The following is a 15,120-nucleotide window of genomic DNA, read 5'->3' as shown; positions in this document are numbered from 1 at the left end:
GGGCATCCTTGGAAATTCAGGCGGTTTTGACCTTGGCGGGCGGCGGAAAGACCGAGGCGTTCGAGAGGTCGAGATCGAAATGGCAGCGGAACATGCCGCCTGTTTCGGTGGTCTTCTGCGGCGGCACCGTATTACGACAGATATCCCGCGCAAAGGGGCAGCGGGTGTGGAAACGGCAGCCGGAGGGCGGGAAGGCCGGGTTCGGCAGTTCTCCGGCGATCGGATGCAGCGAGCGGTCGCTGGTATCCATGTCCGGTGCCGCATCGATCAGCAGGCGCGTATAGGGATGGCGCGGCTTGCGGAACAATTCTTCAGATGTCGCCTCCTCCACCAGTTCGCCGAGATACATGACGCCGATCCGGTCGGCCATGATGCGCACGACAGAGAGATTGTGGGTGATGAACAGGCTGGTGAGACGAAGGTTTTTCTGCAGGTCGCGCAGCAGGTTGAGGATTTGCGCCTGTACCGAGACGTCGAGCGCTGAGGTCGGCTCGTCGAGGATCAGGAATTCCGGTTCGCCGGCCAGCGCCCGGGCGATGCAGATGCGCTGCCGCTGGCCGCCGGAAAATTCCTGCGGATATTTTTCGGCGTCGGCGGCGGAGAGGCCGACCTGGACCAGCAGTTCATCGACGCGGGCGCGGATCGCGGCACGGCCCTGGCGCAGCTTATGCACGCGGATCGGCTCGGCGATGATGTCCTCGATCGTCCAGCGGCCGTTGAGCGAGGAATAGGGATCCTGGAAGATCATCTGCAGGCGCGGTTTGTTGCCCGCGGCATTCGACTGGAAATTGATCTCGCCTGACGTGGGCGCCATCAGACCGGAGACAAGGCGCGCCAGCGTGGACTTGCCGCAGCCGCTTTCGCCGACCAGGCCCATGGTCTCGCCATGGCGGACGGTGAGGCTGACGTCGCTGACGGCCCTGGTGCCGCCGGTCTCGTTCTTTTTCAGCCGTTCGAGAAGGCTCTGGCTGCGGCGATAGACCTTGCTGACGTGATTGAGGATGAGGAAATCGGAAGCGCTCATGCGGTCACCCTTTCCAGCGGATGGAAGCAGGAAAAGGCAGAGCTTGCCTCATGATGGAGCGGCGGAATGGTTGCGCGGCAATCGCCCTCCGCCTTGAAACAGCGCGGATTGAAGGCGCAGCCGGGGGGAACCGCGCCAAGGCTCGGCATGGCGCCTGGGATCTGGTCGAGCCGCATCTCGCCGGTGGCGGACGGCATCGGCGTCGCGCGGATCAGGCCGCGGGTATAGGGATGTTTCGGCGCGTTGAAGAGTTCGCCGACCGGGCTGATCTCGGCGACCCGGCCGGCATAAAGCACCGCTACACGATCGGCCATCTTGGCGATGACGCCGAGATCGTGGGTGATCAGCATCATGCTGACATTGCTTTCGCGATGCAGGTCGCGCAGCAGTTCGAGGATATGGGCCTGGACCGAGACATCGAGCGCTGTGGTCGGCTCGTCGGCGATGACAAGCACGGGATCGGCGCAGAGCGCGAGTGCGATCACCACCCGCTGCCGCATGCCCCCGGACAGTTGATGCGGGTAACGCTTGAACTGCACGTCCGGATTGGGGAGGCCGACGCGGTCGAGCCAGTCCAGTGCCCGCTTCCTCGTCTGGCTTCCGCCGAGTTTCAGATGCGCCTGGATGGTGTCGCAGAGCTGCTGGCCAATGGTGATGACCGGGTTGAGGCTGGTCATCGGATCCTGGAAGACGAAACCGATCCGGCCGCCGCGCACGCTGCGCATCGCTTTTGGGGAAAGCTGGTCGAGCCGGGTGCCGGCAAGGGTTATGGTGCCCCCGGTGCGCTTGAGCGGCGGTACGAGGAGATCGATGATCGCAGCGCCGGTGATCGACTTGCCGGCACCGGATTCGCCGACGATGCCGAGCACTTCGCCGGGATTGATGGAAAAGGACACCCTGTCGAGCGCGGTGACCAGCCCTCCCTCGCGGTTGATGGTGACGGTGAGGTCGCGGACCTCGAGGAGCGGAGCGGTCGCGGTGATCATGAGCGGCCTCGCAGGCGCGGATTGTAGACGTCGCGCAGGTGGTCGCCGAGGATGTTCACCGAGACGACGAAGAGGACGAGGATCAGGCAGGGCCAGACCGAGATCCACCATTCGCCGGATTGCAGAAAGTTGTTGCCGTTGCGGATCAGCGTGCCGAGCGAGGGCGAGGTGACCGGGATACCGATGCCGAGGAAACTCAGGGTCGCCTCGGTGATGATGGCGATGCCGAGATTGATGGTGGCGATGACGAGGACCGGCGCCATGACGTTCGGCAGGATATGCAGGACGATGATCGACAGGTTGCTGCGGCCGGTGATCCGGGCGGCCGAGACGTAATCCTGGTCGCGCTCGATCATCACCGACGAGCGGATGGTGCGGGCATACTGGACCCAGAAGGCGATGCCGATGGACATCACGACGATGGCGATCGCGGTGCCGACGCTGCGCTCGGTGCCGAGCACGGCGCGGGCGGCGCCATCGATGATCATCGCCAGCAGCAGGGCCGGATAGGCGAGCTGCACGTCCGCGACGCGCATGATGAAGGCATCCACCTTGCCGCCAACGAAACCGGCGATCAGGCCGAGGCTGCCGCCGAGGACGAGGCCGATGGTGACCGACAGGAAACCGACAATGATCGAGGTGCGCATGCCATAGGCCATGGCGGTGATCAGGTTGCGGCCCTGGTCGTCGGTGCCGAGCGGGAAATCGGCGACGCCATCTGTCATCCACGCCGGCGGAATGAAGCTGTCCAGCACCGACATGCCGGAGAATTCGAACGGGTTCAGCGAAAACAGCGGCACGACGAAGGCGTAGATCAGCAGCGCGAAGATCATCACGGCGCAGAGAGTGGGGCCGGGCGCCCTGCGCATCGCGCGCAGAAGCTTGCCGCCTCTGCTGCGGCGGGCGGGACCGGCCGCGGGAGTGTTGACGACAGGCGTCATGATTGCCTCCTCAACACGCGGGCGTCGATCAGCGGATAGAGCAGTTCGACGACCAGATTGATGACCATGAAAACCAGGCCGACGAAGATCAGGTAGATGGCGATGACCGGTATATCGGCGCCCTGGATCGATTGCAGGAAGAGCGAGCCGAGGCCCGGCCAGGCGAAGACGTTTTCCGTCACCACCGAGAAGGCGATGATATTGCCGAGCTGCAGGCCGAGCATGGTGATGACCGGCAGAAGCGTGTTCTTGATCGCATAGACATACCAGATGCGCGCTTCCGACAGGCCGCGGGCGCGGGCGAAGCGGATGTGCTCGCTCTGGCCGACTTCCATCAGCTGGGTGCGCAGCATGCGGATGATGAAGGCGACCTGGAAGGTGGAAAGGGTGGCGGCCGGCAGGAGGATCGCCCGCCAGCCGGAGACGGTAAGAAGCCCGGTCTTCCAGAAACCGAGATCGACAACCGTGCCGCGTCCGAACGAGGGGAGCAGGCCGAGCTGGACCGAAAACACGGCGATCAGCAGGATGCCGACGACGAAATTCGGCAGCGTGATGCCGGCGGTGGAGATCAGCATGATGAAGCGGCCGAACAGCGAGTTGGGATTGACACCGCAATAGATGCCGGCAGGCACGCCGACCACTATCGTGATCAGCAGGCTGACGAAGGCGAGCTCGACGGTCGCGGGCAGGCGTTCGGCGATCAGGTTGGCGACCGGATCCTGGGTGCGATAGGAAAAGCCGAAATCGCCCTGCAGCATGTTGCCGATGAAATGCAGGAAGCGCGTCCAGAGGGGTTGGTCGAGGCCAAGCTTGGCAACCAGTTCCAGCCGCTCGTTGACGGTCGCGTCGGCGGAGAGGAGGGCCGCCAGCGGGTCGCCGATATTGGCGACCAGCAGGAAGGCGATGAAGCTGATCACCAGCAGGACGATGATCGTCTGCACGATCCGTGACGCGGCATAATTCAGCACGACAGATCCCTCAGCAGCAGCTGTCCCCGAGCTTGTCGAGGAAGGCGGTGCATTTTTCGAGCTCGGAAATGGCGACCGACTCGTCCGGCTGATGGGCGTCGGCGATATCGCCTGGACCGATGACGACCGAAGGGACGCCGGCGATCTGGAAAATGCCCGCTTCCGTGCCATAGGAAACATAGCGGGGTTCGGTGCGGCCGAGAAGCGCCAATAATTCCGCATCGAGCGTCGGATCGTCGTTGGGCTTCAGGCCGGGAATGCTGGCCTGGACATCGAAGACGATGCCGCAGGACGGGTCGATCGCCTTCATCGCCGGCTCGAGCTTCTCAGTGGCAAAACGCTTCATGTGGTCCAGCACCTCATAGGTACTCTGACCGGGGATGAGGCGCATTTCCCAGAAGAACTCGCAGTTTTCGGAGACGATATTGCCGTGCAGGCCGCCTCTGATGACGGTCACCTGGGTCGTCGAATAGGGCGGGTCGAGCCCTTCGAATTGCGGGCCGTTGCGCATGTCCTCGCGGATGCGGTTGATCTCGGCGATCATGTCGCCGGCCACCATGACCGCGTTGACATAGCGGTCCGGTTGCGAGGAATGACCGGGCTTGCCCTTGATGCGGCACCAGCCGATGAGGCCGCCCTTGTGGGCCGCGATCATGTCCATGCTGGTCGCTTCGCCGATCACGGCAAGGCGCGGCTTCAGGTCGCTTGCGCCCACCCATTCGGCCATCGAGCCGACGCCGGTGCAGCCGACTTCTTCGTCATAGGAAAAGGCGAGATGGATCGGCTTCCTGAGGTTCTTGGCGGCAATGCCGGGCACGGCCGCGAGACAGCAGGCGAGAAAACCCTTCATGTCGGTTGCGCCGCGGCCGATCAGCCGGCCGTTTGCGTCCCGCAGCGTCCACGGATCGCCGGTCCAGGCCTGCCCTTCGGTCGGCACCACATCCGTGTGGCCGCTGAAGATGATGCCGCCGGGCGCTTCCGGGCCGATCGAGATCAGCACGTTGGCCTTGTCGCCCTCGGGACTGGCAAAGCGCCGGGCACGTCCCCCGTAGGGCGCGGTCTGGGCTTCGACATATTGGATCAGGTCGAGGTTCGAAACGGCGCTGACGGTCGGGAAGGCAACGAGGCTCGCGAGTTGCCTCGATATATCGGATGCAATGGTCATTACTTCACCGTGAAATAACGAAGCGGGTAGGCAAGGTCGGCCGGCTGGACGACGGTGACGTTGTCCTTGACGCCCCAGAGAATGTTCAACTGGTGCAGAGGAATGAAGGCGACGTCGGCTTTCATGAGCTTGAAGGCCTGGGTGATATAACCGGTGCGCTTGGCCTGGTCGGTCTCCTTGCCGATCAGGTCGATCAGCTTGTCGACTTCCGGATTGGAATAACCGCCGATGTTGAAGGCGCCGAGACCGCTCTTGGGATCGCGTGTGGCGGCGATCGAAGTCAGGAAGATGTGCGCGTCATAGGTGGCCGGCGAATAACCGAGCATGGCCATGCTGGTATTGTATTCCGGCGGGTTGACCTGGGTCGCCCACTTGGCGGTCGGCTGGGCGCGCGGATCGACCTTGATGTTGATGCGGGCAAGCGAGGCGGCAACGGCAAGGCAGGTCGCCTCGTCGTTCATGAAGCGGTCGCTGGTGCAATCAAGCGTGACGGAGAAGCCGTTTTCGTAGCCGGCTTCCTTCATCAGCGCCTTGGCCTTGTCGACATCCGGCTTCACCGGCGCGCCAAGCGTCGCGTCGAAACCGTTGACTTCCTTGCCGATCGGCAGGCCGACCGGGACCGAGAAATTGCGCATGATCCGCTTCTGGATCGCGCCGGTATCGATCGCCAGTTCCATCGCCTGGCGGACCTTCAGCTCCTTGAAGGGGTTCTTGGTCTTTTCGCTGCCGAAGATCAGGCTGTCGCGGGCAACGTCCGGCTGGATGTAGATGGTGCGAAGATCGGGGCCCGCCTGCATGTGCAGCTTCGGATCGTTCTCGATGCGCTCGGCATCCTGCGGCGGCACGCCGTCGATCATGTCGACTTCGCCGGAGATGAGGGCCGAGACGCGGGTCGACGGGTTGGGGATCACGAAGAACGTCGCATTGTCGACATTGCCGGTCTTCTTGTCCCACCAGCCCGGGTTCGGTGCAAAGACCGTCTTCACGCCCGGATCACGTTCCTTGATGACATAGGGGCCGGTGCCCATGGCGTTACGGTTTGCGAAGGTTTCGGTGGCGTTGTTGGCGGCACCCGGCTGTACGGTGTTGTTCGCCTCGGCCCATTCCTTGTCCATGATGTACCAGTTGGTGATCTGGTTCGGCAGGATCGGGTTGATGGCGCGGGTCTTGATGCGGACCTTGTAGTCATCAACCTTCTCGATCGAGGCGATCGAATTCAGGTTTGCCTTGATGCCGCCGGCCTGGCCGCGGGTCAGCGAGAAGACCACATCATCGGCGGTAAAGGCGTTGCCGTTCGAAAATTTCACGTCCTTGCGGAGGTTGAATTCCCAGGTCGTGCCATCGATCTGTTTCCAGTCGGTTGCAAGTGCTCCCTCGATCTTCTGCTCGGCGTTACGGCGCACAAGCGGCTCGTAGACATTGGCAAGAACGGCGAAGATCAGCGTGTTGGAAACCGCATGCGGATCGAGCGTATAGGCATCGAGCGGGCCGGCGAACTTGAAATCCGCTGCCTCGGCCATGCCGCCAAGCGGGGCGGCCAGCGCGGCTGCGGCGATCGTACCCAGCAGCATCTTGCGTTTGAATGCAGAAAACGAAAAAGGCATCATGATCTCCTAAGCGCGCCACGAGACAGTCGGAATACGGGACAACGATGCGGCAGATATTTTATGGTTAAAATATCTCTGCGGATTGAGCTCGGAAAGTGTGAGCATGCAGCGTTCCCTGTCGTTGTTTTTGGTGCCTACTTGCGAGGCTTGGGCAAACAATAGGCGATTTAAGGAAACATGCAAGCATGTTTGATCAAATGAGCGCAACTCTTTTGAGCGGGCAAATAACCGGTCACACGGAAGCGCTCCCGAGGCGCCAACCACGCCAGGATACACAATAGATTTCAATATATTAGGCGTTAATTCCGCTTCAGGGCGGTCAGCTTCGCGAGAACATCGGGCCACCTTTGTGGGCCGGAAAACCGTAGCCGTTGATCATCACCAGATCGATATCGCTGGCTCGCGCAGCAATTCCTTCCGCCAGTAGCGCCTCGCCTTCCAAGCCCATCGCGCCGAGCATCCTTTCGACGATCTCCGTCTTCGAGAATGTACGGGGTGTGATGCCTTTCTTGGTCCGGGCAGCTTCTATGATCGTAGTCACCTCGGGATCGATCGTCCGCCTGCCATCCGGATAGGCGTACCAGCCGCGGCCGGCCTTCTGGCCCAGACGACCCGCTTCGCAGAGCGTATCGGCAATCTCGACATAACGCGCCGAAGGATCGCGGGTGGCGGCCTGCCGCTTGCGGCGGGCCCAGGCGATTTCAAGGCCGGCCATGTCATAGACGGCGAACAGGCCCATCGGGAAACCGTAGTCCTCCAGCGCAGCGTCGATCTCGTGCGGCAGGGCGCCGTCTTCCAGCAGGAACTCAGCCTCCCGGCGATAGGCGGAAAAGATGCGGTTGCCGATGAAGCCTTCGGTGACGCCGGTCACGACCGGCAGTTTGCGCAGTTTCTTGGCAACCGCCAGACCCGTTGCGAGCACATCCGGCGCCGTCTTGGCGCAGCGCACGACTTCCAGCAGCCGCATCACATGGGCAGGCGAGAAGAAATGCAGGCCGAGCACCCGTTCGGGATGGACGGTCGCGGCGGCGATCTCTTCCGGGTTCAGGTAGCTGGTATTGGTTGCAAGCACCGCGTCCGGGCGGATGACCTTGTCGAGACGCTGGAAGAGGCTGGTCTTGACGGCGAGATCGTCGAACACGGCTTCGACGACGAGATCGCAGGGAGCGAGATCGGCGTCCGTCGCCGTCACGGAAAGCCTTGCCTTCTGGGCTTCGAAGCCGGTCTGGTCGAGGCGGCCCGAGGCGACGTTGCGTTCCAGGAGGCCGATGATGCGCTCTTTGCCTTTTTCGGCGGCTTCGGCGGTCTGGTCGAGGCCGATCACCGAATAACCGGCCCCAAGGGCCGCAACGGCGATGCCGCTGCCCATAAGGCCCAGGCCGCAGATGCCGATCGTCCTGACCGGGCGAGGTTCGACGCCTTCCAGACCTTCGACCTTGGAGGACTCCCGTTCCGCGAAAAATACATGGCGAAGAGCCGCGGCCTCGCGGCTGTCGCGGAGTATGAGGAATGTGGCGCGTTCGTCCGCCAGGCCTTCGGCAAGGGGGCGATTGGACGACGTGACTAGCCGGACCGCTTCGGCCGGCGCCTTCTGGCCGCGTGCCTTGGCAAGGATCCTGGCCGAGGTTTTTTCGATCTCGGCCGTATCGGAGAGCGCGATCGTGAGTTCGCCTGTGCGGCGGAGTGGCTTGCCAGCCAGTACCGACGCTGCGGATATAGCGGCCTCGACGAGATCGCCTGCGGCCAGTTCATCGACGATCCCGAGCTTCAGGGCTTCCGCGGCTTTGACCGAGCGCCCGGACGTGATCAGGTCGAGTGCCGCCGGGATGCCGATCAGGCGCGGCAGGCGTTGGGTGCCGCCGGCGCCGGGCACGATGCCGAGTTTGACTTCGGGCAGGCCGACCTGGGCAGCCGGCGCGGCGACGCGGTAGTGGCAGGCAAGTGCTACTTCGAGACCGCCGCCGAGTGCGGCGCCGTTCAATGCAGCAACGACCGGCTTCGACAGGTTCTCGATCTTCTCGATGACAGCCGGCAGGGTAGGATCCATGGCCGGTTTGCCGAATTCCTTGATGTCGGCGCCGCCGATGAAGGTCTTTCCCGCGCCGGTGATGACGACGCCGGTCAAACCGGCGGCAGCTTCGGCATGGGCGAGCGTTTTCTCAAGCCCGTCGCGGACATCGACGGAGGTCGCATTGACCGGCGCGTTGTCGATCGTGACGACCAGAACTCCGTTGCGGGTCGTGGCTGAAACCGTGGCGGAAAATTCGATCGTCTCGCTCATGATTGCCTCAGGCCGGAATGACGGCGGTCGCCTGGATTTCGATCTTGGCGCGGTCTTCCACCAGCGCCACCACCTGCATGGCGGCCATGGCGGGGAAATGTTTGCCGATGATCTCGCGATAGACCTGGCCGATGCCCTTGAGGTTGCCGAGATATTCGGCCTTGTCGGTAAAATACCAGGTCATGGTGGTGATGTGCTGGGGGCCGGCGCCGGCTTCCGCCAGGACATCGACGACGTTCTGCAGCGTCTGCCTGACCTGGCCGACGAAATCGTCGGTCTCGAACTGGCATTGGCCGTTCCAGCCGATCTGCCCGCCGACGAAGATCTGGCGGCCGCTGGCGGCAACGCCGTTGGCGTAACCGATCGGTTTTGCCCAGCCTTCAGGCTGCAGAATCGTGTGCATCATCGTTCTCCAAATGCTGTGTCAGCGCTGCGCGCATATCGTCCGGCCAGGGAAGGGCCTTGTGGGTTTCGTGCGAGGTGGCGACGAGACGCTGCTTCGCCGTCCAGAGCAGCCGATCGCCGGCCCGCACCTCGTATTCGAGATCGGCGGAACTGTTGCCGATCCGCATGACCTTGATGGTGAAATCCATCATGTCGCCGTGGTAACCGGGGCTCTTGAACGCGACGTCCAGCGTCACGGTCGGCACGCCGATCTTGTGGTCGTTGATCATCTCCGGCCATGGCGCGCCGATCGCGCCGAAAAACTCCTCGCAAACCCCGACCATGATGTTGAGGTAAGAGGGGAAATAGGCGATGCCGGAGGGGTCGCAATCTCCGAAGTTCAGGCGGCGGGATGTCGTGTAAGCCATGGTCGCCCTCACGCCTTCAGCAGTTCGCGGGCGATGATGAGCTTCTGGACCTCGGTTGCACCTTCGTAGATGCGCAGCGCCCGGATCTCGCGATAGAGGCTTTCGGTGATCTCGCCGCTCTTGACGCCGCGGCCGCCAAACATCTGCACGGCGCGGTCGATGACGCTTTGCGCATTCTCGGTCGCGACCATCTTGGCCATTGCGGCCTCCTTGGTGGTCGGCAGGCCCTGCACATCGCGGCGCCAGGCGGCGCGGTAGGTGAGGAGCGCCCCGGCATCGATCCCGGCCGCCATGTCGCCAAAGGCGGCCTGGGTCAGCTGCAGGTCGGAAAGGTGGTTGCCGAACATCGGCCGGGCCTTGGCATAGGCAACCGCCTCGTCCAGCGCGCGCTTGGCAAAACCGAGCGCCGCCGCCGCGACGGAGGCGCGAAAGATGTCGAGTGTCCGCATGGCGATCTTGAAGCCTTCGCCGGGTGACCCGAGCAGGCGCGAAGCCGGAATGCGGCAGTTCTCGAAACGGATCGTCGCCAGCGGATGCGGGGCGATCACGTCGATGCGTTCGGCGATCGAGAAGCCCGGATCGTCGGCGAAGACCACGAAGGCGGAAATGCCGCGCGTGCCGGGCGCTTCGCCGGTACGGACGAAGACCGTATAGACATCGGCGATGCCGCCGTTGGAAATCCAGGTTTTCTCGCCGTCGAGGACGTAGTGGTCACCGTCCTTGCGGGCGGCGCAGGCCATGGCGGCGACGTCCGAGCCGGCTTCCTTTTCCGACAGTGCGAAGGCGGAAATCCATTCGCCAGCCTGTGCTTTCGGCAGAACCGTGCGGCGCAGTTCCTCGGAACCGGAGAGGCCGATCGCGCCGGTGCCGAGGCCCTGCATGGCGAAGGCGAAATCTGCAAGGCCATCATGCCAGGCGAGCGTTTCGCGCGTCAGGCAGGCGGCGCGAGAATCGATCGCCCGGCTACCGCCGGCGCCGGTCGCGGCATCCAGAAGGCCTGCCTGCCCGAGCGCCCTGACGATCGCCCGACAGGCGCCGTCGGTGTCGGAATGGTCGATATGGCTGAGCGCGCCGGAAGCCGCGAAGGCATCCAGTTTTTCGGCGAGTGCCTTGTGGCTCTCGTCGAAGAACGGCCAGTCGAGGAAATCGCGCGTCGGCCCTTTAAGCGTCGTGGGGGCGGCCATCAGTTGCCCTCGAATGTCGGCTTGCGCTTTTCGGCGAAGGCCTCGAAGGCGCGGCGGAAATCCTTGGTGGCCATGCAGACCGCCTGGGCCTGCGCCTCGGATTCGATCATCTCGTCGATGCCCATGGCCCATTCCTGGTTCAGCATGGTCTTGGTCATCGTATGGGCGAACCACGGCCCATCGGCCAGCGAATGAGCGAGCTTCACGGCTTCGGCTTCCAGAACGTCACCGGGATGGATGGTGTTGAAGAAGCCCCAGGCCTCGCCTTCGCGGGCGTTCATCGTACGGCCGGTGAACAGAAGTTCGGCGGCGCGGCCCTGGCCGATGATACGCGGCAGGATCCCGCAGGCGCCCATATCGGCGCCGGCGAGGCCGACGCGGGTGAACAGGAAGGCGGTTTTGGCTTCGGGCGTCGCCAGCCGGATGTCGGAGGCCATGGCAAGGATCGCGCCGGCGCCCATGCAGATGCCATCGACCGCGGCGACGATCGGCTGCGGGCATTTCTTCATCGCCTTGACGACGTCGCCGGTCATGCGGGTGAAAGCCAGCAGATCCGGCATCGCCATGTGGGTCAGCGGCTCGATGATCTCGAAGACATCGCCGCCGGAGGAAAAATTGCCGCCGGAGCCGGTGAGCACGATCGAGCGGATATCCGAAGCGTAGACCAGATCACGGAAGAGGTCGCGCAGCTCTGCGTAACTTTCGAACGTGAGGGGATTCTTGCGCTCCGCCCGGTTCAGGCGGATGGTCGCAACGCGGCCGTTGTCGCTGACTTCCCAGAGGAAATGCTTCGGCTGATAATCCTTGAACGGGCGGAGATATCCCGCCATCGATGCCTGTTCGCTCATCCTGCCAATACCTCCCCACCGGCAACCGCGATTGCCTGTCCATTGATCGATGCCGCTCCGGGCGATGCCAGCCACAGAACCGTGTCCGCGACCTCCTCCGGCTTCACCAGCCGCCCCTGCGGATTGCTCTTCGTGAATTCCTTGAGCGCCTGTTCTTCCGTCCGTCCCGTCTTTTCGACGATCGTCTCGATCGAGCGGGCGATCAGCGGCGTATCGGTGAAGCCGGGGCAGACGGCGTTGACGGTGATGCCGGTCTTCGCCAGTTCCAGCGCCAGCGAGCGCGTGAGGCCGACGACGCCATGCTTGGCGGCGACATAGGCCGAGACATAGGCGTAACCGGTGAGCCCCGCCGTCGAGGCGATATTGATGACGCGGGCGCCCGATCCGAAAGCCTTGAGGTCCGGCAGCACGGCCTGGGTGACAAGGAAGACGCCGGTCAAATCGACCGACATGACCCGGTTCCACATCTCCAGCGAAGTCTTTTCGAAAGGCGCGCTTGGTCCTTCGCCGGCATTGTTGACCAGGATATCGACCGGGCCAAAGACGGAACGCGCCGTCTTCAAGCCGTTGCCGATCGCCATTTCGTCGGTCACGTCGAAGCCGTCCACTACGCAGACCTTGTCCCTGCCGAGCGTTTCAGCCAGCGCCTCCAGCGGCTCCGCCCGGCGGCCGGCCAGCGTCACCCGCGCGCCGGCTTCCACCAGCGCCGTCGCGATCGCGGCACCGATCCCCGAACCCGCGCCGGTGACGAGGGCGTGGCGATTGGCAAGCCTGGCGGAGGTCGCTTCGCTCATGACGCGATCCTTATTTCGCCGCTGCCGTCGGGCCGACAGCAGGAGGAGCAACGGCCGCCGCAGCACGTGCGAGGTTGGTCTCGTATTGCGCCTTGCCGGAATAATACTGCTTCGGCCACGGAATGCTGGTCAGACCGATCTTCGCCGCCTCGTGCAGCACCCAGGCCGGATCGGCGAGATGCGGGCGGGCGACGGCACAGAGATCGGCGCGGCCGGCGGCGATGATCGAGTTCGCGTGGTCAGCTTCCGAAATCGCACCGACGGCGATGGTCGGGATGCCGATCTCGTTGCGGATCTTGTCGGAGAACGGCGTCTGGAAGAGGCGGCCATAGACCGGCTTTTCTTCCTTCCACACCTGGCCGGACGAGCAGTCGATCAGGTCGGCGCCGGCATCCTTGAACATCTGCGCGTAGATCGCGGCATCTTCCGGCGTGTTGCCGCCCTCGAACCAGTCATGGCAGGAAAGGCGCACGGAAATCGGCTTGTCCTGAGGCCAGACTTCGCGGACCGCCTTGAAGACCTCAAGCGGATAACGCGCCATGTTTTCGTGGCTGCCGCCGTATTCGTCGGTGCGGATATTGGTGAGCGGCGACAGGAAGCTCGACAGAAGATAACCGTGGGCGCAATGCAGTTCCAGCCAGTCGGCACCGGCTTCCGCCGCATATTTCGCGGCGCGGACGTGGTCGGCGGTGACACGGTCCATGTCGGCGCGGTCCATTGCCTTCGGAACCTGGCTGGTCTTGAGGTAGGGCAGGGCAGAGGCCGAGATCAGATCCCAGCCGCCTTGCTCGACCGGCTGGTCGATGCCTTCCCAGGCGACCTTGGTCGAGCCCTTGCGGCCGGCATGTCCGATCTGGATGCCGACCTTTGCCGCGGAATTCTCATGAACGAAGGTGACGAAGCGCTTCCATTGCGACGCCTGTTCCGCGTTCCACAGACCAAGGCAGCCTGGGGTGATGCGGGCATCCGGCGAGACGCAGGTCATTTCCCCAAATACGAGGCCGGCGCCGCCGAGCGCACGGGAGCCGAGATGGACGAGATGGAAATCGTCGAGCATGCCGTCCTTGGCGGAATACATGGCCATCGGCGACATGACGATGCGGTTCGGCAGATGTGTTTCGCGCAGCGAATAGGGCGTGAACATCGGCGGCAGGGTGCGGCCGTTGCCGCTGACGTCGATGCCGTTTTTCCCGGCGAACCAGCGCTCGTAACCTTCCAGCCATTTCGGATCGCGCAGGCGAAGGTTTTCGTGGCTGATGCGCTGCGAGCGGGTCAACATCGAATACATGAATTGTTCCGGCTCCAGCGTATCGGCATAACGCTGGCCGACCACTTCGAACCATTCCATGGCGTTGCGGGCCGCATTCTGGATGCGGGCGACATCGACGCGGCGGATTTCCTCGTAGGTCTCGAGAACCGCCGGGATCTTGTCCTTGGAATGGCCGAGCTTGTTGAACTGGTTGGTGAGCTCGATCGCGTCGTCGATGGCGAGCTTGGTGCCGGAGCCGATCGCAAAATGGGCGGTATGGGCGGCGTCGCCCATCAGCACGACATGCGAATTGCCGTTGAAATGGCTCCACTTGCCGCAGATCAGGCGGTTGAAGTTCAGCCAGGCGCTCCCTCGCAGATGCCGCGCGTTGGTCATCAGTTCGGAGCCATCGAGGACTTCCGAAAACAGCTCCTGGCAGAAATCGATCGAGCCCTGCTGGTCCATCCGGCCGAGGCCGTGCTTTTCGTAAGCCTCTTCCGTCGTCTCCACGATGAAGGTCGAGGTCTTGTCGTCGAACTTGTAGATATGCGCCTGGAACCAGCCGTGATCCGTCTTGCGGAAATCGAAGGTGAAGGCGTCGAAGAGCTTGTTGGTGCCGAGCCAGATATAGCGGTTCGGACGCACGACGAGATCCGGTTCGAAAACCTCCGGGTAACGGTTGCGGATCTTCGAGTTGAAGCCATCCGACGCGATGATCAGGTCCGCGTCCGGATAGTCGACGTCGCCGTTGGAATCGGTTTCGAAAACAAGCTCGACGCCGAGCGCCTCGCAGCGGCGCTGCAGGATGTTCAAGAGCTTCTTGCGCCCGATGCCGACAAAGCCGTGCCCGGATGTGCGCTGGCGCGTACCCTTGAACAGCAGCTCGATATCGTCCCAGTGGTTGAACGCATCCTCGATTTCGGTGGCGCTCTCCGGGTCCCACGCCTTCATCGACACCATGGTGGCATCCGAGAAGACAACGCCCCAGCCGAACGTGTCGTAAGGTTTATTGCGTTCGACGACGGAGATGGAATGCTCGGGATGCAGCTTCTTCATCAGGAGCGCGAAATAGAGACCGGCCGGGCCGCCACCGATACAGACGATGCGCATATCCAAGTCCTCCTGACGTTCGGTCGTTCATTATTTTAAGTTTAAAGTATATGGCGTTTGAGTGACCCGTCAAGCGGATAATTCCCGTGATTTGGGTTTTATCGGGTCGCCGGTTCAAGCGTCGGTTTCAGCGTCGAGGGCCTACCTGCTC

General features: G+C 63.1%; 13 protein-coding genes. All 13 read right to left on the bottom strand.

What is annotated here, in order from left to right; all coding sequences use genetic code 11:
* Positions 1-16: 16 nt before the first annotated feature.
* Positions 17-1,024, bottom strand: coding sequence for an ABC transporter ATP-binding protein (locus tag ACSQ8R_RS18890; protein WP_436254787.1), 1,008 nt, complete (start codon positions 1,022-1,024; stop codon positions 17-19).
* Positions 1,021-2,010 carry an ABC transporter ATP-binding protein gene (locus ACSQ8R_RS18885; RefSeq protein ID WP_436254786.1) on the bottom strand — a complete coding sequence of 330 codons (990 nt, stop codon included), beginning with the start codon at positions 2,008-2,010 and terminating at the stop codon, positions 1,021-1,023. The genes ACSQ8R_RS18890 and ACSQ8R_RS18885 overlap by 4 nt, the downstream gene beginning before the upstream one ends.
* A complete protein-coding gene (locus ACSQ8R_RS18880; RefSeq protein ID WP_436254785.1) occupies positions 2,007-2,951 on the bottom strand; it encodes an ABC transporter permease in 945 nt (314 codons plus the stop codon). The genes ACSQ8R_RS18885 and ACSQ8R_RS18880 overlap by 4 nt, the downstream gene beginning before the upstream one ends.
* Positions 2,948-3,919: an ABC transporter permease gene (locus ACSQ8R_RS18875; RefSeq protein WP_436254784.1), complete on the bottom strand. Its 972-nt coding sequence runs from the start codon at positions 3,917-3,919 to the stop codon at positions 2,948-2,950. The genes ACSQ8R_RS18880 and ACSQ8R_RS18875 overlap by 4 nt, the downstream gene beginning before the upstream one ends.
* A 10-nt stretch (positions 3,920-3,929) precedes the next feature.
* Positions 3,930-5,084: an acetylornithine deacetylase gene (gene argE / locus ACSQ8R_RS18870; protein WP_436254783.1), complete on the bottom strand. Its 1,155-nt coding sequence runs from the start codon at positions 5,082-5,084 to the stop codon at positions 3,930-3,932.
* Positions 5,084-6,691, bottom strand: coding sequence for an ABC transporter substrate-binding protein (locus ACSQ8R_RS18865; RefSeq protein ID WP_436254782.1), 1,608 nt, complete (start codon positions 6,689-6,691; stop codon positions 5,084-5,086). Before ACSQ8R_RS18865 ends, argE begins: the two co-directional genes overlap by 1 nt.
* 319 nt (positions 6,692-7,010) lie before the next feature.
* The gene (locus tag ACSQ8R_RS18860; protein ID WP_436254781.1) at positions 7,011-8,972 is read right to left on the bottom strand and encodes a 3-hydroxyacyl-CoA dehydrogenase NAD-binding domain-containing protein; all 1,962 of its coding nucleotides are present in this window, start codon (positions 8,970-8,972) and stop codon (positions 7,011-7,013) included.
* A 7-nt stretch (positions 8,973-8,979) separates the two neighbouring features.
* Positions 8,980-9,375: a RidA family protein gene (locus ACSQ8R_RS18855; protein ID WP_436255518.1), complete on the bottom strand. Its 396-nt coding sequence runs from the start codon at positions 9,373-9,375 to the stop codon at positions 8,980-8,982.
* Positions 9,353-9,784 (bottom strand): acyl-CoA thioesterase, encoded by a 432-nt coding sequence (locus ACSQ8R_RS18850; RefSeq protein WP_436254780.1) that lies wholly within the window; start codon positions 9,782-9,784, stop codon positions 9,353-9,355. The genes ACSQ8R_RS18855 and ACSQ8R_RS18850 overlap by 23 nt, the downstream gene beginning before the upstream one ends.
* An 8-nt stretch (positions 9,785-9,792) precedes the next feature.
* Positions 9,793-10,968: an acyl-CoA dehydrogenase family protein gene (locus ACSQ8R_RS18845; protein WP_436254779.1), complete on the bottom strand. Its 1,176-nt coding sequence runs from the start codon at positions 10,966-10,968 to the stop codon at positions 9,793-9,795.
* Positions 10,968-11,816, bottom strand: a complete 849-nt coding sequence (locus ACSQ8R_RS18840; protein ID WP_436254778.1) for an enoyl-CoA hydratase family protein — start codon at positions 11,814-11,816, stop codon at positions 10,968-10,970. The genes ACSQ8R_RS18845 and ACSQ8R_RS18840 overlap by 1 nt, the downstream gene beginning before the upstream one ends.
* Positions 11,813-12,610 carry an SDR family NAD(P)-dependent oxidoreductase gene (locus ACSQ8R_RS18835; RefSeq protein ID WP_436254777.1) on the bottom strand — a complete coding sequence of 266 codons (798 nt, stop codon included), beginning with the start codon at positions 12,608-12,610 and terminating at the stop codon, positions 11,813-11,815. Before ACSQ8R_RS18835 ends, ACSQ8R_RS18840 begins: the two co-directional genes overlap by 4 nt.
* 10 nt (positions 12,611-12,620) lie before the next feature.
* Positions 12,621-14,969: a bifunctional salicylyl-CoA 5-hydroxylase/oxidoreductase gene (locus ACSQ8R_RS18830; protein WP_436254776.1), complete on the bottom strand. Its 2,349-nt coding sequence runs from the start codon at positions 14,967-14,969 to the stop codon at positions 12,621-12,623.
* Between the last annotated feature and the right edge of the window lie 151 nt (positions 14,970-15,120).

It is taken from the genome of Neorhizobium sp. LjRoot104 (assembly GCF_964253725.1).
Taxonomy (GTDB): Bacteria; Pseudomonadota; Alphaproteobacteria; order Rhizobiales; family Rhizobiaceae; genus Neorhizobium.
This window is presented reverse-complemented; position numbering and strand designations above follow the sequence as displayed.